Raw genomic sequence first — 24,884 nt, 5'->3', positions numbered from 1 at the left:
GCGGTGGCCGGGGTGGGACCCGGGCCGGTGGTGGCCGTCACGGGCGTCGCCAGGCCCGGCCGTCGCGCGCCATCATCGCGTCGGCGGACGGTGGGCCCCAGGTGCCTGAGCGGTACGGCTCGGGGGCGCCCTGCCGGGCCCAGTGCGCCGTGATCGGGTCGAGGATCTTCCAGGAGAACTCGACCTCCTCGTGTCGAGGGAACAGCGGGGGGTCGCCCAGCAGCACGTCGAGGATGAGGCGCTCGTAGGCCTCCGGGGAGGACTCGGTGAACGCGTGCCCGTAGCCGAAGTCCATCGTGACGTCCCGGACCTCCATCTGGGTGCCCGGGACCTTGGAGCCGAACCGGATGGTCACCCCCTCGTCGGGCTGGATCCGGATCACCAGTGCGTTCTGGCCGAGCTCCTCGGTCGCCGTCGACTCGAACGGCAGGTGCGGTGCCTTCTTGAAGACCACCGCGATCTCGGTCACCCGGCGGCCCAGCCGTTTGCCGGTGCGGAGGTAGAAGGGCACCCCGGCCCACCGGCGGGTGTCGATGTCCACCCGGATCGCGGCATAGGTCTCGGTGGTCGAGGCGGGCGCCGTGCCGTGCTCCTCGAGGTAGCCGACGACCTCCTCGCCGCCCTGCCACCCCGCCGAGTACTGGCCGCGCGCGGTGTGCCGGGACAGGTCCTTCGGGACGCGGACCGCGGAGAGGACCTTCTCCTTCTCGGCGCGCAGGCCGTCGGCGTCGAACGAGACCGGCTCCTCCATCGCGGTCAGCGCGAGCAGCTGGAGCAGGTGGTTCTGGATGACGTCACGCGCTGCGCCGATGCCGTCGTAGTAGCCTGCGCGGCCGCCGATGCCGATGTCCTCGGCCATGGTGATCTGCACGTGGTCGACGTAGTGCGCGTTCCAGATCGGCTCGAACAGCTGGTTGGCGAACCGCAGCGCCAGCATGTTCTGCACGGTCTCCTTGCCCAGGTAGTGATCGATCCGGAAGACCGACTCGGGCGTGAAGACCTCGGACACCACGTCGTTGAGCTCACGCGCACTGGCGAGGTCGTGACCGAACGGCTTCTCGATGACCACCCGCCGCCAGGCGTCGCCCGACTGCTGGGACAGCCCCGAGCGGGCGAGCTGGCGACACACCAGCGGGAACGCGGCAGGGGGTACGGCGAGGTAGAACGCATGGTTGCCGCCGGTGCCCCGTTCCGCGTCGAGCTCGGCGACAGTGGTGCTCAGGTGGTCGAAGGCGGCGTCGTCGTCGAACTCACCCTGGACGAACCGGATGCCCTCGGCGAGCTGCCGCCAGGTGCTCTCCCGGAACGGGGTCCGCGCATTGGCCTTGACCGCGTCGTGCACGACGGCGGCGAAGTCCTGCGCCTCCCAGTCCCGTCGGGCGAAGCCGGTCAGCGCGAACCCCGGTGGCAGCAGCCCGCGGTTGGCCAGGTCGTAGACGGCCGGCATCAGCTTGCGCTGGGCGAGGTCACCGGTCACGCCGAAGATGACCAGACCGCACGGCCCGGCGATCCGGGGCAGTCTCCGGTCGCGAGGGTCGCGCAGCGGGTTCGCCTGCGCCGTGACCCGCGACGGGCTCACCTGGCCGCTCCGTGGTGGGCCGTGCTCGTGCGGTCGGTCACGGTGCGTCCTGCACGGTCGCGGCGGGGCCGGCGTTGCGGGCCAGTCCGCCGGAGACGGTGGCGAGCAGCTCGCGCCAGCTCGTCTCGAACTTCTCGACACCCTGGGCCTCGAGCGTGTCGGTCACCTCGGCGAGGTCGACACCCAGGCCGGCCAGCCGGCTGATCTGGTCGGCGGCCTGGGCGTAGGCATCCGTCACGCTGTCGCCGCGGATCCGGCCGTGGTCGGCGACCGCCTCGAGGGTCGCGCCGGGCATGGTGTTCACGACCCCGGGCGCCACCAGCTCGTCGACGTAGCGCGTGTCGGCGTACGCAGGGTCCTTGACACCCGTCGAGGCCCACAACGGCCGCTGCGGGTTGGCGCCCGCTGCTTCGAGGTCCCGCCAGCGGTCGGTCGCCAGGGTCTGCTCGTGCACCTGGTAGGCCAGGCGCGCGTTGGCGATGGCGACCGTGCCGCGCAGCTGGGCCGCCTCGGGCGTCCCGAGCGCGTCGAGCCGGGCGTCGACGGCGGTGTCGACCCGGGAGACGAAGAAGGACGCGACCGAGGAGATGGTGCTCAGGTCGCGGCCTGCGGCGCGGGCCGCCGTCAGACCGTCCTGGTAGGCGGCGACGACGGCGCGGTACCGCTCGAGCGAGAAGATCAGCGTCACGTTGACGCTGATGCCCGCCGCGATCGTCGCGGTGATCGCCGGCAGACCCTCGACCGTCGCCGGGATCTTGATGTACAGGTTCGGCCGGTCGACTGTCGCCCACAGTCGCGCGGCCGTCGCCACGGTGCGGTCGGTGTCGCGCGCGAGCCCCGGGTCGACCTCGATCGAGACGCGTCCGTCCAGACCGCCGGTCGCGGCGTGCACGGGTGCGAGCGCGTCGCAGGCGTCCCGCACGTCGTCGGTCGTGATGGTCACCAGGGCCTCGTCGACAGCGGTTCCGGTCGCCGCGAGCTCGGCCAGCTGGGCGTCGTACGCGGCGCCGCCGGTCAGCGCCGCCGCGAAGATCGTCGGGTTGGTCGTGACGCCGACGACCCCACGTTCGCGGACGAGGCGCGTCAGGTCGCCGCTCCGGAGGAGCTCACGGGACAGGTCGTCGAGCCAGATGGCGACGCCGGCGTCCCGGAGGCGGGCCAGGGGCGCGGGAAGCTCGCTCGGTACGGATGCGTGGCTGGTCATGACGGTTCTCCTTCGGTCCGGACCGCCCGGGTCGGCGGGTGTGCCGTCGTCCCGGGCGGTCATCAGGTGGAGCCTCGGTCAGAGGTCGCCGGTGCCGCTCTGCGTCGGGACGGCGGCCGATCCGGGTGCGGGGTCGCCGGCAGCTGCGGCGATCGACTCGTGCGCCGCAGCGACGACGGCCTCAGCCGTGATCCCGAACTCGCGGAAGAGCGTCTCCGCGTCGGCCGACGCACCGTAGTGCTCGAGCGAGACCGTGCGGCCGGCGTCGCCGACGATCTTGTGCCAGGACATCGCGATACCGGCTTCGACGGACACCCGGGCACGCACCGCCGCCGGCAGCACCTGCTCACGGTACGACGCGTCCTGCTCGGCGAACCACTCGAGGCTCGGCGCCGAGACCACGCGGGTGCTGATCCCCTGAGCCTCCAGGGTCTCGCGCGCGGCGACCGCGAGCTGGACCTCCGAGCCGGTGCCGATCAGCACGACCTCGGGGGATCCGTCGCCTGCCTCGATCAGCACGTACGCACCTCGCGCGACGCCGCCGGTCGAGGCGAAACCCTGCTCGCCACGCGGGAAGGTCGGCACGTTCTGACGGGTCAGGATCAGGCCGACCGGACCGTCGACACGCTCGAGGATCGCCTTCCAGGCGGCGCTCGTCTCGTTCGCGTCGGCGGGCCGGACGATCGCCAGACCCGGGATCGCGCGGACGGCGGTGAGGTGCTCGACCGGCTGGTGCGTTGGACCGTCCTCGCCGAGCCCGATCGAGTCGTGCGTCCAGACGTAGATGGCGGGGACGCCCATCAGGGCCGCGAGCCGCACGGCACCGCGCATGTAGTCGCTGAAGGTGAAGAACGTGCCGCCGTAGGCGCGGGTCAGACCGTGCAGCACGATGCCCGAGAGGATCGAGCCCATCGCGTGCTCGCGGATGCCGAAGTGCAGCGTGCGACCGTTCACGTCACCGGCGAACTCCTTGGTGGAGCGCTCGGCCGGCAGGAACGACGGCTCGCCCGTCATCGTCGTGTTGTTGGAGCCGGCGAGATCGGCCGAGCCGCCCCAGAGCTCGGGCAGCACCGGCGCGAGTGCGGTGAGGATCTCGCCCGAGGCTGCGCGGGTCGCGACGGCCTTGCCTGCGGGGAACGTCGGCAGCGCGTCCGCCCAGCCGGCCGGGAGCATGCCGGACACGAGCCGGTCGAGCAGCTCGGCGCGCTCGGGGTTGGCGTCCCGCCACGCCTCGTAGCCCGGCTGCCAGGCGGCCTTGGCCGCGGCACCGCGCTCGAGCGCCTTGCGGGTGTGCGCGATGACCTCGGGCGCGACGTCGAACGTGGCGTCGGGGTCGAAGCCGAGGACCTCCTTGAGGCCGCGGACCTCACCGGCGCCGAGCTTGGAGCCGTGCGAGCCATGGCTGTTCTGCTTGGTCGGCGACGGCCACGCGATGATCGTGCGCAGACCGATGAACGACGGCCGGTCGGTGACGGCCTTGGCCGCCACGATCGCGGCGTTGAGCGCCTCGATGTCCTCGACGTAGCCGTCGGGGCCGGCGGTCCAGTCGACCATCTGCACGTGCCAGCCGTAGGCCGCGTAGCGGGCCAGGACGTCTTCCGTGAAGGCGATCTGCGTGTCGCCCTCGATCGAGATGTGGTTGTCGTCCCAGACGACCACGAGGTTGCCCAGCTTCTGGGTGCCGGCGATCGAGGACGCCTCGCTCGTGACACCCTCCTGCAGGTCGCCGTCGGAGGCGATGACGTAGATGTGGTGGTCGAACGGGCTGGTCCCCGGGGCGGCATCGGGGTCGAGCAGCGCCCGCTCCCGGCGGGCCGCCATCGCGAAGCCGACAGCGCTGGCCAGGCCCTGGCCGAGCGGGCCGGTGGTGATCTCGACGCCGTCGGTGTGCCGGAACTCGGGGTGACCCGGCGTCTTGGAGCCCCAGGTGCGCAGCGCCGCGAGGTCCTCGATCTCCAGGCCGTAGCCGGCCAGGTAGAGCTGGATGTACTGGGTCAGGCTCGAGTGCCCCGCGGAGAGGATGAACCGGTCCCGGCCCAGCCACTGCGGGTCGGCCGGATCGTGGCACATCGTGTTCTGGTAGAGCAGGTAGGCCAGCGGCGCCAGGCTGATCGCAGTCCCGGGGTGGCCGTTGCCGACCTTCTCCACGGCATCGGCCGCGAGCACGCGGACGGTGTCGACGGCCCGGCGGTCGAGCTCCGACCACTGGACGCCTGCGGAGTGTGCGGACGCGTTCACGGGATCCTCATTCCTGCCCGGACGGTGGCCCGGGTCGTCGCCTGGTGCACTGCTGGACGATGCCGTCAGACTCCCGGTCCGAGCCGCTGAGGAAGCCCGCTGGGCGTGCCGGGTCGGTGCGGCCGCATCGTCGTCGAGCCTACCGGTGGGCACGGGGCCACGAGCGCCGCGCCGCCAGGTGGACGGTCGTCCGTGCGCGCACGGCCTACCATGGGCGCCAGCAACCAGCAGAACGGAGCTTCGCCGACGTGCGCACTGCCAGCCCCGCCCCGATCGACGAGACCGGTGGGCACGCGTCGAGCCGTGCGGTGCGCCTCGGCGTGCCACTCGCCGTGACCCTCGCAGCCGTCCGCTCCCGGGTCGGCGCCTACGTCGCCCTGACCAAGCCGCGCATCATCGAGCTGCTCCTGGTCACGACCCTGCCGACGATGATGCTGGCCGAGCGCGGGTTCCCTTCCGTCGGCCTCGTGCTGGGCACGCTCGTCGGCGGTGCCGCGGCGGCGGGCTCGGCCAACGTGCTCAACTGCTACATCGACCGCGACATCGACGAGCTCATGAACCGGACCAAGCGGCGCCCGCTGGTGACCGGCGAGATCGCCCCCCGGCCCGCGCTGGTCTTCGGCTTCGTCCTCGGTCTGTTCTCGCTGGTCTGGTTCGCGGTGCTGGTCAACCTGCTGTCGGCGGCCCTTGCCCTCGCCGCGATCGTGATGTACGTCGTCGGCTACACGATGATCCTCAAGCGCCGCACACCGCAGAACATCGTGTGGGGCGGGATGGCCGGCTGCATGCCCGTGCTGATCGGCTGGTCTGCCGCGACGGGCTCGCTCACCTGGGCGCCCGTCGCGCTCTTCGGCGTGATCTTCTTCTGGACGCCGCCGCACTACTGGCCGCTGTCGATGAAGTTCCGGCGCGAGTACGCCGCAGCCGGCGTCCCGATGCTCCCGGTCGTCGCGGACGACGTCCGGGTCTCCTGGGAGATGGTCGCGTACACGGTCGGGATGGTGGCCTGCTCGCTCGTCCTGGTGCCCCTCGCCGACATGACCTGGGTCTACGTCGTGGCCGCGTCGGTGCTCGGCCTGTGGTTCCTCGGCTCGACGATCGCCCTGCTGCGCCGGGCACGGCACCGCCGTCCGGGCGTCAAGCTCGGCGAGATGCGGCTGTTCCACGGCTCGATCACCTACCTGACGCTGCTGTTCCTCGCGGTGGCCGTCGACCCGTTCCTCCCGGTCTGAACCGACCGATGGCACGGTCCGCCGACGCGCACGCCGCGACCGCGATCACACGTGCCGTCGACGGGTTCCTCGACCACCTCGCTGTCGAGCGCGGGCTGGCCGGCAACACGCTCAGCGCCTACCGCCGCGACCTCGCCCGCTACACCGCGTACCTGCAGGCCACCGGCCGCACGACGCCGGCCGCGGTCGAGCCGGCCGACGTCCGCGGCTTCGTGACCTCCGTGCGCACCGGTTCCGACGGCGCGACAGCGCTGGCCGCCTCGTCGACGGCGCGCGTGATCGCCGCGGTCCACGGCTGGCACCGGTTCTGCGCCGCCGAGGGGCTCGCCCCGGGCGACCCGTCGACCGACGTGCACCCGCCGGTCCAGCCACGCCGGCTGCCGAAGGCGATCTCGACCGACGACGTCGCGCGGATCCTGGTCGCCGCGGGCCAGGGCGATGGTCCGGTTCCGCTGCGCGACCGCGCGCTGCTCGAGCTCCTGTACTCCACCGGCGCCAGGATCAGCGAGGTCGTCGGCCTGGACGTCGACGACCTCGACCTGGACCCGGCGGCCGCGGCGGCGCGGCTGCTCGGCAAGGGCAGCAAGGAGCGGGTCGTCCCGGTGGGCTCGTTCGCCCGGGAGGCGGTCGACGCCTACCTCGTCAGGTCGCGGCCGGTGCTCGCGGCCGCGGGGCGTGGGACGCCCGCGGTGTTCCTCAACACCCGCGGCGCCCGGTTGAGCCGGCAGAGCGCGTGGGCGGTGCTGCGTCTCGCGGCGCAACGCTCGGGCATCGACCGCGCCGACAGCGTCTCGCCGCACACCCTGCGCCACTCCTTCGCCACGCACCTGCTGGCCGGGGGAGCGGATGTCCGGGTCGTGCAGGAGCTCCTCGGGCACGCCTCGGTGACGACGACGCAGATCTACACCCAGGTCACGCCGGACACGCTGCGCGAGGTCTATGCGGCAGCGCACCCACGAGCCCTGCACTGACGGCAGCAAGCCCCGCACCGACGGCGAGGACGACCGCCGCGACCGCCGTGCTGCGGTAGCCTCGGGCCGTGACCAGCCAGGACCCGGACGGACCCGCCGCGACCGCCACGGACCCCGTCGGGCGGCGCCTGCCGACGTTCCCCGAGCCGGCCCCCCTCGCCTCGCACGGCCCGGCGCGGATCATCGCGCTGTGCAACCAGAAGGGTGGCGTCGGCAAGACGACGACGACCATCAACCTCGGTGCCGCCCTGGCGAGCTACGGCCGCCGCGTGCTGATCGTCGACTTCGACCCGCAGGGCGCCGCGTCGGTCGGCCTCGGCATCAGCCCGCACGAGCTGGACCGGACGGTCTACAACCTGCTGATGGAACGCGGCGCGGTCCTCTCGGAGATCGTCCGGCCGACAGCCGTCGAGGGTCTCGACCTGCTGCCGTCGAACATCGACCTCTCCGCGGCCGAGGTCCAGCTCGTCGGGGAGGTCGCGCGGGAGTCGATCCTGTCCCGCGTCCTACGTCCGGCCGAGCAGGACTACGACGTCATCCTGATCGACTGCCAGCCGTCGCTCGGGCTCCTGACCGTCAACGCCCTGACCGCGGCGCACGGCGTGCTGATCCCGCTGGAGTGCGAGTTCTTCGCGCTGCGCGGCGTGGCGCTGCTCGTGGAGACGGTCGAGAAGGTGCGCGACCGGCTCAACCCGCGCCTGCAGGTCGACGGCATCCTCGCGACCATGCACGACCCGCGCACGCTGCACTCGCGTGAGGTGCTGGCGCGCGTCAACGAGGCGTTCGGCGAGCAGCTGCTGCACACGGTGATCGGACGGACGGTGAAGTTCCCGGACTCCTCGGTCGCGGCCGAGCCGATCACGACCTACGCGCCGACGCACCCGGGTGCGATCGCCTACCGCCAGCTCGCCCGCGAGCTGGTGGCCCGCGGCGATGCCGCCTGACGACCTGACCGGCTCCCGTACGGCTCCGCTCGACGACGCCTCCGACGGCGCGTTCGTCGCCCGCAGCCCGCGTGAGCCGTTCCACGTCCACCTGGTCAACTTCACGGGTCCGTTCGACCTGCTGCTCGGCCTGATCGCCAAGCACAAGCTCGACATCACCGAGGTGGCCCTTGCCGAGGTGACCGACGAGTTCATCGCGGCGGTGCGCGCTGCCGAGGCCGGCGATGCGCCGTGGGAGCTCAGCCAGATCAGCGAGTTCCTCGTCGTGGCGGCGACCCTGCTGGACCTCAAGGCCGCCCGGCTGCTGCCGGCCGGCGACGTCGAGGACGCCGAGGACCTCGAGATGCTCGAGGCCCGGGACCTGCTCTTCGCCCGCCTGCTGCAGTACCGGGCCTACAAGGAGGTCGCACGCGGGATCGCCGATCGGCTCGAGCTCCAGGCCAGGAGCCTGCCCCGGACGGTGGCGCTCGAGCCGCAGCTCGCCGCGCTGCTGCCCGAGCTGGTGCTGCAGATCGGGCCGTCGGAGCTGGCGATCCTCGCCGCCCACGCGCTCGCTCCCCGGCAGACGCCGGCCGGGGTGGACCTGACGCACCTGTACGCGCCGGCGGTCAGTGTGCGGGAGCAGGCGGCGGTGCTCGTCGACCGGCTGCGACGGAGCGGCTCCAGCTCGTTCCGCGCGCTGGTGCACGACGCCGACACGACGCTCGTGATCGTGGTCCGGTTCCTCGCGCTGCTCGAGCTCTTCCGCGAGGGTGTCGTGGCGTTCGACCAGGTCAGCCCGCTGGGCGACCTGACCGTACGGTGGACGGGCACGGACGACGTCGAGGTCGACGTGACCGACGACTACGGTGGCGCGCCCGGCGCCGACCCCCTCGGTGCGCTGCCGGACGAACCCCCGGACGCGCGGGCCGACGGGCCGTCCCCGGACAGGCCCGACAGCCCCGACAGCCCGAGCGCAGCCGGGAAGCCAGACGACCACGAGGAGGGACGCCGATGAGCGCCGAGACGCCCGAGCCGACGGTCACCGCCGTCGAGCAGTCCGCCACCGAGCAGTCCGTCGAGGAGCTGTCCTTCGACGTCGCCGACCTGCCCGGGGGAGCCCACGCGGCCCTCGAAGCGGTGCTCATGGTCGCCGACGAGCCCGTGCCCGCCGTCCAGCTCGCGACGGTGCTGGGACTCCCGACCGACCGGGTCGAGGGGCTGCTCGAGGCCCTCGCGGCCGAGTACCGCGGCGACGGTGGTCGGCCGCGCGGTTTCGAGCTCCGGAACGTCGCCGGTGGCTGGCGCTTCTACTCCGCACCGGCCCACGCCGACGTCGTCGGACGGTTCGTCCTGGACGGTCAGGCCGCCCGCCTGACCCAGGCCGCCCTGGAGACCCTCGCCGTGATCGCCTACCGGCAGCCGGTGACCCGCGGGCAGGTCTCAGCGGTCCGCGGTGTGAACGTCGACTCCGTGGTGCGTACGCTGACAGCACGCGGTCTGGTCGCCGAGCAGGGCATCGAGCCCAGTGGTGCCGTGCTCTACCGCACGACGTCCTACTTCCTCGAGCGCATGGGGATGACCAGCCTCGAGCAGCTTCCGCCGCTCGCGCCCTACCTGCCTGACCTGGATGCGATGCAGGGCATCGACGACCAGTCAGGCGATGAATCCGGAGCAGACAGATCATGAACGACTCCCGCAGCAAGCCGCCGATCGACGTGCACGACCCGGACGGGATCCGGCTGCAGAAGGTCCTCGCCGGCGCCGGCCTCGGCTCGCGGCGCGCGTGCGAGCAGATCATCGTCGCGGGCCGTGTGCAGGTCGACGGCACCGTCGTGCGTGAGCTCGGGGTCCGGATCGACCCGACGAAGGCCGTCGTGCACCTGGACGGCTTGCGCCTGCAGCTCGACACCTCGCTCATCACGATCGCGCTCAACAAGCCGCTCGGAGTGGTCTCGACGATGCACGACCCGCAGGGCCGGCCGTCCCTCGCCGAGCTCGTCAGCGGTCACTCGGAGCGGCTCTTCCACGTCGGTCGCCTCGATGCCGAGACCGAGGGTCTGCTGCTGATGACCAACGACGGCGAGCTCGCCAACCGGCTGGCCCACCCGTCGTTCGGGGTGCCCAAGACGTACCTGGCGACGGTCGAGGGGCACGTCAAGGGGTCCCTGGGTCAGCGGCTGCGCTCCGGGGTGCAGCTCGACGACGGCCCGGTCAAGGTCGACGCCTACAAGCTGGTGGACACGATGCCGACCCAGAGCATGGTCGAGGTCGTGCTGCACGAGGGCCGCAACCACGTCGTGCGCCGCATGTTCGAGGCGGTCGGGCACCCGGTCACGCGCCTGCTGCGGACCCAGGTCGGACCGATCCGGCTGGGCAACCTGCCGCCGGGACGCACCCGCGTGCTCGGTCGCGAGGAGCTCGGCTCCCTGATGGCGGCTGTGGGCCTGTGAGCCCCCGCTCGCGGGTGTGATCACGGTGGTCTCGGGTGCGACCCCTGGGTTCTCGGGTGCGACCACTGGGTTCTCGGGTGCGACCACTGTGAGGACGGCCCGGTCAGCGACGGCGACTGCGAGTACGCTCGCCGTCGGTTCCGGCGGTCGGGGACGTGACCGGGTGGCAGCGACGAGCAGGCGAGGTGCACGATGACGGTCCGCGCGATCCGCGGGGCGACCCAGCTCGAGTGCGACGACCGCGAGCACCTGTTCGAGCGGACCGCCGAGCTCGTGCGCGAGGTCCTGGACGCGAACGGCCTGGGCACCGACGCCCTGATCTCGATCCTGTTCACCTGCACGCCGGACCTGCGCAGCGACTTCCCGGCCACCGCCGCCCGCGAGATGGGCATGGGTGACGTCCCGTTGATGTGCGCGGTCGAGATCGACGTGCCGACGGCGCTGCCGCGGGTCGTCCGCCTGATGGCGCACGCCGAGCTCGACGTCCCGCGCAGCCAGGTGCGGCACGTGTACCTGCACGGCGCGACCGTGCTGCGCCGAGACCTCGCGCAGTGACGACACCCTCCGCCGGCATGCCCGAGCAGCGTGCGGCCACCCGCGGTCCGGTGCGCATCGTGGGGACCGGGCTGCTGGGTGCGAGCATCGGCATGGCCCTGCGCGACCTGGGGGTCGACGTCGTCCTGCACGACCCGTCCCGGACCACCGTGCTGCTCGCACGTGACGTCGGCGCCGGTCGGCTGGCGACGCCGCAGGACACCGACGTGCGCCTCGTCGTGGTGGCCGCACCTCCGGACGTCACCCCGGACGTCGTCCTGGCCGAGCTCGCGGCCCACCCGGGCGCCGTCGTCACCGACGTGGCGAGCGTGAAGTCCGCCGTCCTGGACGCGCTGCGCGCCGCCGGAGCCGACCTGAGCCGGTACGTCGGTTCGCACCCGATGGCAGGCTCGGAGCGCAGCGGTCCGACGGCCGCGCGCCCCGACCTGTTCGCCGGGCGGCCGTGGGTCGTGGTGGGCTCCGGCACCTCGGGCGGCGACGCGGTGCGGGTGGTCCGTGACCTGGCCAACGACCTGCGGGCGACTCCCGTGATGCTCGACGCCCGCGCGCACGACGACGCCGTCGCGCTCGTCTCGCACGTCCCGCAGATCGCCGCCTCGCTGGTGGCCGCCCGGCTGTGCGACGCGGACCCGGCGGCCCTCGACCTCGCCGGCCAGGGCCTGCGCGACGTCACGCGGGTCGCCGCGAGCGATCCCGCCCTGTGGACGTCGATCCTCGCGGCCAACGCCGGCGCCGTGAACCCCGTGCTGCGCGCGCTCCGGGCCGACCTGGACGGCGTGATCGCTGCGCTCGACGAGGCCGCGGCCGCCGCCGGGTCGGAGTCGGTCGCCTCCGGTGCCCTGGGCACCGTGGCGTCGGCGATCGCCGCGGGCAACGTCGGGGTGAGCCGGATCCCGGGCAAGCACGGCGGTGTGCGCCGTGCCTACGACGTCGTGACGGTGCTCGTGCCCGACGCCCCGGGCGAGCTGGCCCGGCTCCTGGCGGACGTCGGTGCGGCTGGCATCAACCTCGAGGAGCTCGCCCTCGAGCACGCCCCGCGGCAGCCGGTCGGACTCGCGGCGATCTCCGTCCTGCGCGGGCTGCGCGGTCGGCTCGAGGACGAGCTCACGGCGCGCGGCTGGCGGTTCGCCGGATGACCGCGCCGGTAGCGGGGCGTCATGGTGAGCCGTCGGCGCACGGCCCTCTGGTGATCGCGGTCGACGGGCCGTCCGGCTCGGGCAAGTCCAGCGTGTGCCGGAAGGTCGCGGCCCGGCTCGGCCTGGCCTACCTCGACACCGGTGCGATGTACCGCGCGGCGACGTGGTGGTGCCTGCAGCAGGGCGTCGACCTCGCGGACACCGACGCGGTGACCGCCACCGTGCACGCGATGGTCCTCGAGCTCGGGCTCGACCCGCGGTTCCCCACGTTCGCCGTGTCGGGCACGGACGTCGCCACGGCGATCAGGGCCGGTGAGATCTCCGCCGCGGTCTCGGCGGTGGCGACCAACCTGGACGTGCGCGCGGACCTGGGCGGACGCCAGCGTCGCGTCGTCGACGTCGAGCGCCACGGCGAGGGCTTCAGCCGTGGCCGCGGCGTGGTCGTCGAAGGACGCGACATCACCACCGTCATCGCCCCGGACGCCGACGTGCGGATCCTGCTCACTGCGAGCGAGGAGGCGCGGCTCGCCCGGCGTGCTCGAGAGCTGCACGGCTCGGCCGACGCCGCGAGCGTCGACGCGACCCGCGACCAGGTCGTCCGCCGGGACGCGCAGGACTCCACGGTGGTCGAGTTCCGCACCGCCGCCGACGGCGTGGTGACCGTCGACTCGTCCGAGCTGGACCTCGAGCAGACCATCGAGGCCGTCCTGGCCGTCATCGCCCGGGTGACCGGCCGGACGGCGTGATCTGGTGAACCACCGCATGACCCGGAGGACCCCATGAGCAGCGCCGCCGCCGCCGTCCCCGGCCCGGCCGGCCCTCGCTGGTCGCGGTGGCTGGGTCGGTTCTTGGCGCGGGTGGTCTGGGACACCCGGGTGATCGGCGCAGACCGCGTCCCGCGCACCGGCGGTGTGCTGATCGCGGCCAACCACGTCGGCGTCCTCGACGGTCCCGTCCTGCACGGCGTCGCTCCGCGGGGAACGCACGTGATTGTCAAGCAGGAGCTCTTCCGCGGTCCGTTCGGTGTGCTCCTGCGGCTCTCGGGAGCGATCCCGGTCGACCGCAGCGGCGGGCGCGGCGCCTTGGTGGCTGCGCTGGGCGTGCTGCGGCGCGGTGGTGCCGTCGCGATCTTCCCCGAGGGCAACCGCGGTCAGGGTGACGCGTCGAGCTCGCGGGCCGGTGTCGCGTGGCTCGCGGTCACCTCCGGGGCGCCCGTGGTGCCGGTCGCACTGCTGGGCACCCGCCGCACGGGGGAGTCGGTCAACCACGTGCCGCGACCGCGTCGACGACTCGTCGTCGAGTTCGGCGAGCCGATGGTCTTCGAGCGGCCGGCGGGCGTCTCGGGCCGGGTGGCGGTCGCCCAGGCGAGCGAGGAGCTGCGTTCGGCCCTGGCCGCCCACGTCCGGGCCGCCAGTGCCCGCACCGGCATCGACCTGCCCTTCGACTCTCCCGACGGCGCTCCCGGCGGTGCTCCCGGCGGGACCGGCGGACGGCGATCCACCCCCGGTTAGTCCCTGACCGCTCGGGCCTGGGAGGATGGGCCCCATGACCGACACGTTTCCCGACGACGCCGCGCCCGACGGCCCCGTTGTCGCTGATGGCCCCGCCGCCCCCGAGGGCGCCGTCGAGCCCACCGACACTGCTGCACCTGAGGGTCTCGCCGCGCTCGCACCCCTGACGCCCGAGGAGGCCGCACGCGAGCACGCCCTGCGCGTCGGCCTTTCCGAGTACGAGCTCGCCGAGGAGGACCTCGCCCTGCTCGACGGCGCCGAGGCAGGGGAGTCCGGTGCCGCTCCGGCCGGACCGCTGCCCGTGCTCGCAGTGATCGGCCGGCCGAACGTCGGCAAGTCGACGCTGGTCAACCGCATCCTCGGCCGCCGCGAGGCCGTCGTCGAGGACAAGCCCGGCGTCACCCGGGACCGGGTCAGCTACACCGGTGAGTGGGCCGGCCGCTCCTTCACGCTGGTGGACACCGGAGGCTGGGAGGTCGACGTCGCAGGGCTGCACGCCCGCGTCGCCGAGCAGGCCGAGATCGCCATCGACCTCGCCGACGTCATCCTGTTCGTCGTGGACGCGACCGTCGGCCCGACGTCGACCGACGAGCAGGTCGTCAAGCTGCTCCGCAAGGCCAACAAGCCCGTCGTGCTGGCCGCCAACAAGGTCGACGGTCCGCGTGCCGAGGCGGACGCCTCCGAGCTGTGGAGCCTGGGCCTGGGTCAGCCGCACCCGGTCTCCGCGCTGCACGGCCGTGGGACCGGGGACCTGCTCGACGCGATCATCCACGAGCTGCCCACCGTCTCGGCCTTCGGCGGCGCGCTGCGCGAGGGCGGGCCGCGCCGGGTCGCGCTCGTCGGCCGGCCGAACGTCGGCAAGTCGAGCCTGCTCAACAAGGTGCTCGGCGAGAACCGGGTCGTCGTGGACGCCGAGGCCGGCACCACGCGTGACCCGGTCGACGAGCTCGTCGACCTGGCCGGCAAGACGTGGTGGTTCGTGGACACCGCCGGCATCCGGCGACGTGTGCACCAGACCACCGGCGCGGACTTCTACGCGTCCCTGCGCACCCAGGCGGCGATCGAGAAGGCCGAGGTCGCCGTGGTGCTGGTCGATGCGAGCGTCAAGCTCACCGAGCAGGACACCCGCGTGATCAGCCAGGTCGTCGACGCCGGCCGCGCCCTGGTCATCGCGTACAACAAGTGGGACCTGATGGACGAGGACCGCCGCCCCTTCCTCGAGCGCGAGATCGAGCAGGACCTCGTGCAGGTGCAGTGGGCGCCGCGGGTCAACATCTCGGCCCTGACGGGCTGGCACAAGGACCGCCTCGTCCCGGCGATCGAACGGTCGCTGGCGTCCTGGGACATGCGCATCCCGACCGGCCGGCTCAACGCGTTCCTGGGCGAGCTCGTCGCGGCACACCCGCACCCGCTGCGTGGCGGCAAGCAGCCACGCATCCTGTTCGCGACCCAGGCCGACACGCGCCCGCCGCGCTTCGTCATCTTCGCGACCGGCTTCCTCGAGGCCGGCTACCGCCGGTTCATCGAGCGCCGCCTGCGCGAGACCTTCGGCTTCGAGGGCTCGCCGATCTCGATCTCGGTCCGGGTCCGGGAGAAGCGCAAGCGGTGAGCACCGGGTCGGGCGCACGTCGCGGCATGCTGCTGCGCTGGGGCCTGCCGCGCGACCCGGCCGCGACCTCGCACCTGGCCGGCTTCACTGTCGCCACCGTCGTCACCGTCCTGCTGACCCGCGCGCTGCTCGCCGCCGCCGGCTACCCCCAGATCGGCGGCGGTGGCCTGCACGTCGCCCACGTGCTGTGGGGCGGCCTGCTGATGGGTCTGGCCTTCGTCGTCCTGCTGTCCTTCGCCGGCCCGGTCGCCCGGCCGGTCGGTGCGTTGCTCGGGGGAGTCGGGTTCGGGCTGTTCGTCGACGAGGTCGGCAAGTTCGTCACGGCGGACAACGACTACTTCTACGAGCCGACCGCGGCGCTGATCTACCTGGTCGTCGTAGGCCTCGTGCTCCTCGGCGAGACGCTGCACGGCAGGTTCCCGCACCATCCCGTCGAGCACCTCGCAGGTGCCGCCGACCACGCCGTCGCCGGGTTGGCGGGCGGGTTCACCCCGCGGGCCCGCGCCGCGGCCGAGGCTCTGCTGGAGCGGGCCGGGGCCGTTCGTGGTGCCGACGAGGTCCGGGCCCTGGTCGCGGTGGTCGCCGACGACCCGATCGAGCTGCCCAACCCGATCAACCTGATCGGCAGCGCCATCGTGCGGTCGACCCGTCGGCTGGTCACCGCTCGCTGGGTGCCCTGGCTGACCGTCGGTGTGCTCGTGGCGGCATCGATCGGTGCGGTCGGACGGGGGCTCCTGGCCTGGCGGGACGAGGCCGACGTACCGACGTGGATCATCGTCGGCCTCCTGGTCGGGGCGGCGGGTTCCACACTGTTCGCCGCGACCGGTCTGGCGATCGTCCGCACCCGACGACGCGCCGCCTACGTCATGTTCCGGCGTGCGGTGCTCGTGAGCCTCCTGATCACCCAGGTGTTCCTCTTCCGGGTCGAGGAGTGGGCGGCGACCACGGGGCTGTTCGTCGACCTGCTCGTGCTCGGCCTGGTCGCCGCGGAGCTCAACCAGATCGCCGAGGCCGACAAGTCCGCGGACTTCCGGCGCCGCGTGCGCTGAGCGACGTCGTGGCTGGCGGCGCGCTGATCGCGGCTGCGATCACGCTGCGCCGTGCTGGGTCACGGCGCGCGGTGGTCGGTCCAGGCGGCGCCGTCCCACCACTGCCGGCCGTACCCGTCCGGCGCCGCGTACCAGCCGGCCACCGGTGGCCAGACGACCGGGACGCCAGGTGCCGGACCGACGATCCGGTGCGGCATGCAGGCCAGGACGACAGCCGCGATCCAGCCGATGACCGTCCACCCGAGGAGGACGTTGATCAGCGCGATCGAGCCGGCGTCGGCCTTGCCCCTGGTCGCCGCGACGGCCCAGGGCAGCAGGTAGCCACCGGTCAGCACGGTCAGGACCCACGCCACGATCACGATTCCCGTGTCGATCGGGCGCTGGTCCGTCACGTAAGGCACCCACGGCGCGGGCCAACCAAAGGTGTCCGGCGACGCCGGTGGAACGGCTCTGACCTGCTCGGACGCGCCGTACGGTTGGATTTGACTCATGCCCATCCTGCTCGAGGTCCGCAGTCCACCGGGTGTGGACAGAGCTACGATCCCACGGCGGACGTGACGCTCGGGGCGCCTTGACGCACGGTGTTGCGGCTCGTCGGGTGCGTGCGTGGCGGTCCGCTCGGTGGGGGCCTGGAGGTCGGGGCCCGACCGGTGCGGTAAAGTGCTCACGGTCCCAAGGACCGGCACGGGATGTGGCGCAGCTTGGTAGCGCACTTGACTGGGGGTCAAGGGGTCGCAGGTTCAAATCCTGTCATCCCGACGTGTCTTTGCAGGTCAGAGGCCCGCACCGCTTCGGCGGGGCGGGCCTCTTGGCGTCTGGTAAGCCTATTGGTAAGCCTAAGTACGCCCTGGATGAACATGGACGTCGAACTGGTGCGGATGGACAGCGCAGTGCTCCGACCATGCGCGTGGCGTCCCGCAGAGTGGTGTGCGATCAGCCCTCGTCGGTGAGGGCGTCGTAGACGAAGTGGCGGCCACCGCGTGATTCTTCGAGGGACCTACCAAGTCGACTCGAGAGAAGGACCCGCGATGACCGCTGTCCCAAGTCTGGACCCTGCCCGCTTCTTGCACGAGCACCTGGCCAACGCCGGCCCCGACCTGCTGCGTGACCTGGTGGCCACGTTCATCGAAACGCTGATGGGCGCCGAGGCCGACGCGATCTGCGGGGCCGAGTACGGGGCCCGGAGCCCGGAGCGGGCCAACACGCGCAACGGCTACCGACATCGGGACTTCGACACCCGGGTCGGGACGATGGACGTGGCGATCCCCAAGCTGCGCGCCGGGACCTACTTCCCCGACTGGTTGCTGGAGCGGCGCCGCCGCGCCGAGGCGGCCCCCCACGCCAGGGCTTGACGGTGGCCGGGTTCGAGGGCGGTATCAGCGCCGTTCGGGTGACGTTCTCCCAAGAAGCCGCCTCTTGGCGGAGTCATGCCGATAGTTTGCTGCTGTCAGTGGTGACGTGACATCGGGGGTCCGTGTGGCACAGGGCATCGGGGCAATCGTGCGGTCGGTTCGCCAGGCGGCTGTCGTGGCGGGGGCTGTGGCGTCTCTGGTCGCCGGCGTCGTACCCGGGGGCGGGGCGGTCGCGTCCCTTGCGGGCACTCCGGCCTCGCCTGCGGAGACGAGCATTGCTCAGATGGGGCTGGCGTCGGCTCCTGCGCCGATGTCCACGACCACGGTAAGCCACCCGTGGTTCCTTTCGTTCGTGGCGTCGGCCTACCAGGTGACGGAGAACGCGCCGTACTCCTATCTGAGAGCTCGTTTGAGTGGAGCACTCGTCGGCTTGCAGAAGGTCGGTGTCTACGACGGCTCCGGGCAGCTAGTGAAGACGTGCAGCTCAACTGACTGCACGCTCACTGTGCGACCCGCGGAGGGCGTGTCCGTCACCTACCGTGCCTATCTGGTGGATGGAGACCCGCCGGCCACCGCTGACGAGGTGCTGCCGTTGGCGATGTCCAACGTGGTGAAGGTGGAGAACACCGGTCCGGAAGCCGGCGTATCGCTGGTCTCGTTCGTAGCCTCGAAGACGCAGGTGACGGAGAACGCCCCGAACGCGACGTTGTCTGTCAAGTGGGACCGTTCGCTGCCGTCGGGGTACTTCACGGCGGTGTACGACGACACCGGCTCGCTGGCTCTTTCGTGCAGCTCGACAGGGCACTGCGAGGGGCAGGTGCGCCCTCCCGAAGGGCAGTCGCGCACGTATACCGCGCACGTTGTGCGGCAACAGCCTGCGGACACGGGCGGTCCGGTTGCGCCGCTTCTGACTACGGAGTCGTTGACGGTGGCCAACCGCGGGTGGGAAGTCCCGGTCTCATTGGTGTCGTTCGTTGCTTCGACGGGCGAGGTGAGCGGCAACGCACCGTCCGCGGTAGCGCGGGTTCAGTGGGACCACGCGTTGCCGTCCGGCTTCTACACGGCTGTATACGACGACGCCGGCGCGTTGGTCTTCTCCTGCAGCACGAGCACATTCTGCGAGGGAGGGTTGCGTCCGGGGGTCGGAGGGACCTCAACATACGTCGCCTATCTGGTTCGGGGTGCTCCGGCGGTTGCGGGGGGGCCGGTGGATCCATGGGCCGCCTCGGATCCGATCAGCGTGGCCAGCACCGGCTGGGAGGCGCCCAGGTCGTTGGTCTCATTCGCGGCTTCCACAACACAGGTCACCGAGGACGCGCCGAATGTGGCGCTGCGGGTGCAGTGGGACCGAACGCTGCCGGGCGGTTCCTACACGGCTGTGTACGACGACACGGGAACGTTGGCCCTGAGCTGCGGGAACGCAGCTTCTTGCGAAGGCTCCGTACGCGTGAACAACGGCGCAGCGCGCACCTACAGGGCGTACCTCGTGGCCTCCAAGCCGGCGCCGACCGGTGGTCCGGTGGACCCGTGGGTCTCCTCGGATCCCGTCACCGTGACCAACACCGGGAAGGATCCCGCGGTCAACGAGGACACGGTGCCCGCCATCGATACGGTCACAGTGCTGACCCCGCTGGTGTTTGAGAACACCGCGGAGGTCCGTGTGGCGGTCGACCTGAACGCGCCGGTGTATCCGCGCTACGTCGGGGTCTATGACCAATCCGGCACGAGGGTGGCGTACTGCCAGGGGATGACGAGCGTGTGCGCAGTGAGCGCCGAGCTTCACCAGGGCCAGTCGCAAACCCTCATCGCCTACGTCACAGACGGAGTCCCTGCGCCTGCTGGTGGGCCGGGTGCAGGGCAGGTCGGGGCGGGAGTGGCCTCACCTACGGTGACCGGTCTGGGCTGGTCCAGCGCCGGGGTGAAGGTCGAGTCGGTGACTGTGCTCACCCCGGTGGTCCATCGCAATGCCGCAACCGATGACGTGCGGGTTGCTGTCGACCTGAGCCACGCCTACCTCTTCCCGTTCTCGGTGGCGGTCTACGACGAGACAGGCACGCGGGTGGGGTACTGCTCGCAGTACATCGACTACAACACGTGCCTGGTCTCGGACACCCTGAGCGAGGGCGAGTCGCATACCTACACCGCCTACCTGACCGCCCCGGGCGTCCCCCCGACCACCGGCGGTCCCGGCCTCAGCCAGATCGGCGACGGCGTCGCCTCAGCGCCGGTCACCGGGCTTGGCTGGACCGACACCGGGATCACCATCACCGACGTGAAGGCGCTCACACCATTCGTCTACCAGAACAGCGCCAACTCGGCGCGGATCGTCGCCAACGTCAACCAGCCGTCGTCCCCGTTCCATATGGCGGTCTACGACGAGACCGGCACTAGGGTCGGCTACTGCCTCCCGTCGACCTCCAGCAACACCTGCGCGGTCTCCGACACCCTCGCACAGGGCGAGTCGCACACCTATACGGCCTACCTGACGGCGGGGATCCCGCCCTCGCCCGGTGGGCCTGGGATAGCTGCAGTCAGCGGCGGCGTCACCTCCCCCGAGCTAGCAGGTCTGGGTTGGACGAACGGGGGAGTGAGGATCGATTCACTGCGAGTGCTCACACCTGTGCTAACTCGGCAATCCCACTACGTGTGGGTAGCCGCGGACCTGAACGTGCCGACCCGTCGGCCGTTCTACGTCGCCTTCTATGACGAGACCGGAGATCTAGTCACGTGGCAAGAGCCGGGTGACTGGGACGGGTCCACGAACACGGTCTCAGCGGCCTGGCCCCTCCTCGATGAGAAGTTGCACACCTACACGGCATACCTGACCGTGGGCGAACCGGAGGACATGGCGCCGCCCTCGAACGCTGTCTTCGGCCCCGTCCGCAGTGAGGCTGTGGCGGTGGCCTCCGGTCCTACCACGCTTGAGGAGACCGCGGGCGGATCGAACCCGTCCGAGCCTTGCTCCGATCTGTGTGGTGGCGACCCGGTGAACACGCGGACCGGCGAGTTCTGGGAGTCGACGACCGACCTGTCGATCCCGGGTCTCGGCGCACCCCTTGCGGTCCAGCGAACCTTCTCGACCACGCTCAAGGATGTTGACGGTGAGCTCGGCAATGGGTGGTCGTCGTCGTTCCACATGGGCTTGATGGTCGCTCCTGGGGCGACGGGGACGACCTTGGCTGACGCGTCGGCGATCGAGGTGGATCAGGAGAACGGCAGCGTCCTGATCTTCACCAAGGCGGCGGACGGTTCATATGTGGCCCCGGCACGCGTACTGGCGACGTTGGCGGCGAACGGCGACGGCACGTTCACGTTCGTGCGCAAGCAGAACCAGGACTACCTGTTCTCCGCCGAGGGGCTGCTTGTCCGGGCCCAGGACCGCAACGGCCAGGGCATCGCCCTGACCCGCGACGCTGCAGGTCACCTGACTCAGGTGTCCAACGGTCGCGGTGGCACGATCGACTTCGCCTGGTCCGGTGCGCGCATCGCGTCGGCCACCGACCAGACCGGCCGGACCGTGTCCTACACGTACTCGCCTGCCGGGGACCTGGTCGCGGTCGTCCAGCCCGACGGGTCGAGTCTGGGCTACCAGTACGACTCGGCGCACCGGGTCGTTGCCTTGACCCACGCCGACGGCGGGCAGACCACCAACGTCTACGACAGCTCCAACCGTGTGACCTCCCAGACCGACCCGCTGGGTCGCACAATCACATTCGCCTACGCCACCGGTCAGACGACGATCACCGAACCTGACGGCTCGGTCAAGATCCACCGGTACTCCGACGGTCAGGTGCGCTCAGAAACCCAAGCGGCAGGCACGGCCCTGGAGGCCACGACCTACTACACCTACGGGCCGACGAACCAGGTGATCGCGACCACCGACCCGCTCGCTCGGGTGACCCGATTCACCTATGACACCCGAGGCAACCGCACGAGTGTCACCGACCCGTTGGGTCGGGTCTCGACCACCACCTACGACCAGTGGAACAACCCGCTGACGGTGACCAATGCCGCGGCGGAGACGACGTCGTTTGCCTATGACGAGCACGGGAACGTGACCGGCAGCACCGGCCCGGATCGTGCGGCTTCGACGATGACGGTCAACCCGGACGGGACGATCGCCACTACGACCGACCCGCTGGGACGGGTCACGGCCTTCACCTACGACGCGCACGGCTACCTGGCCACGGTCACTGGCCCGGATGGGGCCCAGTTGGCCACCCAGTTCGACGAGCTCGGCCGCGTGGTGGCCACCACCGATCCACGCGGCACCGCACCGGGCGCCTCGCCGGCGCAGTACACGACCACGTTCAGCTACGACGCGGCTGGCCGACGTACCTCGGGTACCGATCCGTTGGGTGCGATCGTGGCCACGGCCTATGACGCCGCAGGGCGACCGACCACGGTCACTGACGCGCTGGGGGCCCAGAGCCTGCGCGAGTACGACGCCGCGGGGCAGCTGGTGGCGGTCGTCGACGCCGCGGGGAGTCGCACGACGATGACCTATGACGGTGCCGGGCGCATGCTGACCCTGACCGACGCCCTCGGTGCCACGACTAGCACCGAGTACGACGCCCTGGGTCGGGCGGTTGCGCTGACCGACGCCCTGGGCCGGATCAGTCGGACCGAGTACGACGCCGGGGGTCGGGTCGTGGCCACCGTGAGCGCCTCCGGTGCACGGACCACCTACACCTACGACGTCGTCGACCAGCTCCTGACCGTCACCGACCCCCTGGGCGGGATCACGGTCAGCGCCTACGACCTGGCGGGCCGGCCGGTAACGGTCACCGATGCCGACGGGCGTGCGGTGAACACCACCTATGACGACGCGGGCCGGCCGGTGGCCTTGGAGCGGGCCGACGGCAGCACCGTGGCGTGGGCCTATGACGCCGCCGGGCAAGTCACCGCCTACACCGACGCGTCCGGGGCCTCCACGACCTACACCTACGACACCGCAGGCCGGCGGGCTACGTCCACCGATACTGCCGGGCGGACCACCGCCTATGCCTACGACCGGGCCGGACTGCTGGCAAGGGTCACCTACCCCGACGCCCAGCACGCCTCGTACTCCCATGACGCGGTGGGTCGGGTGGTGGGCATCGACTACTCCGACACCACCCCGGACGTGACCTACACCTACGACGCCGCCGGGCGGGCCACGACCGCAACCGACGGGACCGGGCAAACCGTCTACTCCTACGACGTGCTCGGTCAGGTCCTGGACGTGACCCGCGGTGCGACGACGGTTGGGTATGGGTGGGACGAGGTCGGGCAGCTGACGGACCTGACCTACCCCAGCGGCCAGAGCGTCCAGCGCACCTACGATGCGGCCGGGCAGCTGACCACCGTGACCGACTGGGCCGACCGGGTGTTCACCTACGCATGGACCGGCGACGGCCAGGTCGACCAGCTCACCTACCCCAACGGGGTCACCACCGACTATCAGCAGGACGCGGCCGGGCAGGTCCTGGGCATCACCACGACCAACGATGCAGGGATCGACCTGCTCGAGCTGGCCTACTCCTACACCGACGCCGGGCTGATGGCCAGCCAGACCACCACCCGGTCGGCCGAAGCCCGCGCACCCCCGACCGTCACGACCAGCACCTCGACCTTCGCCTGGGACCCGCTGGCCCGGATCGCTCAGATCACCGGCGACCAGGCCGGGGCGTTCACCTTCGACACCGCCGGGTCGCTCACGACCTTGGCCGGCGGGCGGACCCTTGATTACGACGCCGCCGGTCAGATCACCGGTCTGACCAACCCGACCACGAGCACCCTGACGGCGTTCGGGTATGACGGACGAGGCAACCGGATCACGACGACCACCACCGGGCCGACCGGCACCGCAACGGGCACCGCGGCCTACGACCTGGCCAACCGGCTCACGTCCCTGACCAGCCCCGACGGCGCGACGACCACCTACACCTACGACGCCGCCGGCCTGCGCGCCTCGGCGACTACCGGCACCGGCCCAGAGACCGTTGTCGCGCAGTTCACCTGGGACACCGCCGCCGGCATTCCGCTGCTGCTGACCGACGCCAGCTTCGCCTACCTCTACGGGGCCGGTACCGCGCCCTTGGCCCAGGTCGCCCTGGCCGACGGGCACGTCGACTACCTGCACACCGACCTCATCGGCTCGATCCGCACCACCACGGACACCGGCGGCCAGGCTACCGCCGACGCCGACTACGACACCTACGGCCTACCCCTGACGGTCACCGACAGCCCGGTCGGTGACGTGACCCGCTTCGGGTACGCCGGGGAGTACACCGATCCCACCGGCCACCTCTACCTCCGCAACCGCTACTACGACCCTGGGACCGCACAGTTCCTGACGCTCGACCCACTTGTCGGCCAGACCAAGAACCCCTACGGGTACACCGGCGGCAACCCCCTGCAGTACACCGACCCCTTGGGCTTGGACTGGATTCAGGACGCCGGCGACTGGAGCGCGGCTTTCGGCGACACGCTCACCCTTGGCGTCACCAAGCAGATCCGCATCCGCATGGGCATCGACGGCGCCGTCAACGACTGCTCCGACTTCTACACCTGGGGCGGACACGGCGGTCAGATCGCAAACGTCGGACTCTTCCTCACGGGCGTCGGCGGAGCAGCCAAGGCCCTCATCGGACGCATGGCCGTGGCCACCCAGACCATGCGGGCAGCCGAAGCAGGCACGGGACTCGTGTCGATCACCGGCAATGGCGCCCTCGCTGCGGGAGGGGCGACGGGAGCCGTGCAGGCGTACGAGGTCGGCACCTTCAATGGACTGAGAGCGCGGTCGGTTGTTGGCGATGAGCTCGAGCTCCACCACGTGCCACAGACGCAGCCCGCTGCACAGGTCATCCCTGGGTACTCACGCGGAAACGCTCCTGCCATTGCACTCCCGGCCGAAGAACACGGGTTGATCCCCAACCTGAAGGGAGGCTACTCAGGAAGCCCAGGCGATCTCGTTACTCGGGACATGGCCAACCTGCGGGCCTACACTGGCACACCCGAGAGCTCGATCGAGCAACTGCGTGACCTCATCCGGACGTCATACCCGGACTCATTTGGAGGTGGGTGAAGC

General features: G+C 71.4%; 17 protein-coding genes, 1 tRNA gene and 1 pseudogene. 15 read left to right on the top strand and 4 right to left on the bottom strand.

Features of this window, described 5'->3' with window-relative positions:
* Positions 1 to 37: 37 nt before the first annotated feature.
* From zwf to tkt, 3 genes are all read right to left on the bottom strand, one after another.
* Entirely contained in the window at positions 38 to 1,579 is a 1,542-nt protein-coding gene (gene zwf / locus K415_RS0118170) for a glucose-6-phosphate dehydrogenase (RefSeq protein ID WP_024288453.1), read from the bottom strand.
* Between the two features lie 37 nt (positions 1,580 to 1,616).
* Positions 1,617 to 2,783: a transaldolase gene (gene tal / locus K415_RS0118165; protein ID WP_024288452.1), complete on the bottom strand. Its 1,167-nt coding sequence runs from the start codon at positions 2,781 to 2,783 to the stop codon at positions 1,617 to 1,619.
* Between the two features lie 78 nt (positions 2,784 to 2,861).
* On the bottom strand, positions 2,862 to 5,021 hold the full coding sequence (gene tkt / locus K415_RS0118160) for a transketolase (RefSeq protein WP_024288451.1): 2,160 nt from the start codon (positions 5,019 to 5,021) through the stop codon (positions 2,862 to 2,864).
* A 308-nt stretch (positions 5,022 to 5,329) separates the two neighbouring features.
* On the opposite strand from tkt, the gene K415_RS0118155 reads away from it, so the two are divergent.
* The 12 genes from K415_RS0118155 to K415_RS0118100 all read left to right on the top strand — a co-directional run bounded on the left by K415_RS0118155 (position 5,330) and on the right by K415_RS0118100 (position 16,460).
* Positions 5,330 to 6,253: a heme o synthase gene (locus K415_RS0118155; RefSeq protein ID WP_051481021.1), complete on the top strand. Its 924-nt coding sequence runs from the start codon at positions 5,330 to 5,332 to the stop codon at positions 6,251 to 6,253.
* Between the two features lie 8 nt (positions 6,254 to 6,261).
* The gene (locus tag K415_RS0118150) at positions 6,262 to 7,224 is read left to right on the top strand and encodes a site-specific tyrosine recombinase XerD (RefSeq protein WP_024288449.1); all 963 of its coding nucleotides are present in this window, start codon (positions 6,262 to 6,264) and stop codon (positions 7,222 to 7,224) included.
* 68 nt (positions 7,225 to 7,292) lie between these two features.
* Entirely contained in the window at positions 7,293 to 8,168 is an 876-nt protein-coding gene (locus tag K415_RS0118145; RefSeq protein ID WP_024288448.1) for a ParA family protein, read from the top strand.
* Positions 8,158 to 9,165 (top strand): ScpA family protein, encoded by a 1,008-nt coding sequence (locus tag K415_RS22185; RefSeq protein ID WP_081785279.1) that lies wholly within the window; start codon positions 8,158 to 8,160, stop codon positions 9,163 to 9,165. The genes K415_RS0118145 and K415_RS22185 overlap by 11 nt, the downstream gene beginning before the upstream one ends.
* Positions 9,162 to 9,836 (top strand): SMC-Scp complex subunit ScpB, encoded by a 675-nt coding sequence (gene scpB / locus K415_RS0118135; RefSeq protein WP_024288446.1) that lies wholly within the window; start codon positions 9,162 to 9,164, stop codon positions 9,834 to 9,836. The genes K415_RS22185 and scpB overlap by 4 nt, the downstream gene beginning before the upstream one ends.
* Entirely contained in the window at positions 9,833 to 10,600 is a 768-nt protein-coding gene (locus tag K415_RS0118130) for a pseudouridine synthase (RefSeq protein ID WP_029664109.1), read from the top strand. The genes scpB and K415_RS0118130 overlap by 4 nt, the downstream gene beginning before the upstream one ends.
* A gap of 192 nt (positions 10,601 to 10,792) precedes the next feature.
* The gene (gene aroH / locus K415_RS0118125) at positions 10,793 to 11,155 is read left to right on the top strand and encodes a chorismate mutase (RefSeq protein ID WP_024288444.1); all 363 of its coding nucleotides are present in this window, start codon (positions 10,793 to 10,795) and stop codon (positions 11,153 to 11,155) included.
* Positions 11,156 to 11,172: 17 nt separating this feature from the next.
* Positions 11,173 to 12,291, top strand: coding sequence for a prephenate dehydrogenase (locus K415_RS0118120; RefSeq protein ID WP_024288443.1), 1,119 nt, complete (start codon positions 11,173 to 11,175; stop codon positions 12,289 to 12,291).
* On the top strand, positions 12,288 to 13,037 hold the full coding sequence (cmk, locus tag K415_RS0118115) for a (d)CMP kinase (RefSeq protein ID WP_051480651.1): 750 nt from the start codon (positions 12,288 to 12,290) through the stop codon (positions 13,035 to 13,037). Before K415_RS0118120 ends, cmk begins: the two co-directional genes overlap by 4 nt.
* A 33-nt stretch (positions 13,038 to 13,070) precedes the next feature.
* Complete coding sequence (locus K415_RS0118110; protein ID WP_024288441.1) at positions 13,071 to 13,802, top strand: 1-acyl-sn-glycerol-3-phosphate acyltransferase; 732 nt, start codon at positions 13,071 to 13,073, stop codon at positions 13,800 to 13,802.
* 34 nt (positions 13,803 to 13,836) lie between these two features.
* Entirely contained in the window at positions 13,837 to 15,411 is a 1,575-nt protein-coding gene (der, locus tag K415_RS0118105) for a ribosome biogenesis GTPase Der (protein WP_024288440.1), read from the top strand.
* Positions 15,408 to 16,460, top strand: coding sequence for a hypothetical protein (locus K415_RS0118100; protein ID WP_024288439.1), 1,053 nt, complete (start codon positions 15,408 to 15,410; stop codon positions 16,458 to 16,460). The genes der and K415_RS0118100 overlap by 4 nt, the downstream gene beginning before the upstream one ends.
* A gap of 59 nt (positions 16,461 to 16,519) precedes the next feature.
* Here K415_RS0118100 and K415_RS0118095 read toward each other — a convergent pair whose 3' ends face one another.
* On the bottom strand, positions 16,520 to 16,852 hold the full coding sequence (locus tag K415_RS0118095; protein ID WP_231494931.1) for a superinfection immunity protein: 333 nt from the start codon (positions 16,850 to 16,852) through the stop codon (positions 16,520 to 16,522).
* A gap of 293 nt (positions 16,853 to 17,145) precedes the next feature.
* On the opposite strand from K415_RS0118095, the gene K415_RS0118090 reads away from it, so the two are divergent.
* From K415_RS0118090 to K415_RS25045, 3 genes and pseudogenes are all read left to right on the top strand, one after another.
* A tRNA-Pro gene (locus K415_RS0118090) sits at positions 17,146 to 17,219 on the top strand.
* Positions 17,220 to 17,488: 269 nt separating this feature from the next.
* A pseudogene (locus tag K415_RS0118085) lies at positions 17,489 to 17,794 on the top strand (IS256 family transposase); the annotation flags it as partial.
* 1,465 nt (positions 17,795 to 19,259) lie between these two features.
* Entirely contained in the window at positions 19,260 to 24,881 is a 5,622-nt protein-coding gene (locus tag K415_RS25045; RefSeq protein ID WP_024288435.1) for an RHS repeat-associated core domain-containing protein, read from the top strand.
* The last annotated feature ends 3 nt before the right edge of the window (positions 24,882 to 24,884 follow it).

Source organism: Cellulomonas sp. KRMCY2 (assembly GCF_000526515.1).
In the GTDB taxonomy this organism is placed as follows: Bacteria; Actinomycetota; Actinomycetes; order Actinomycetales; family Cellulomonadaceae; genus Actinotalea.
Note: the sequence above shows the minus strand (reverse complement) of the source record. Positions and strands in the feature narration are given on the sequence as shown.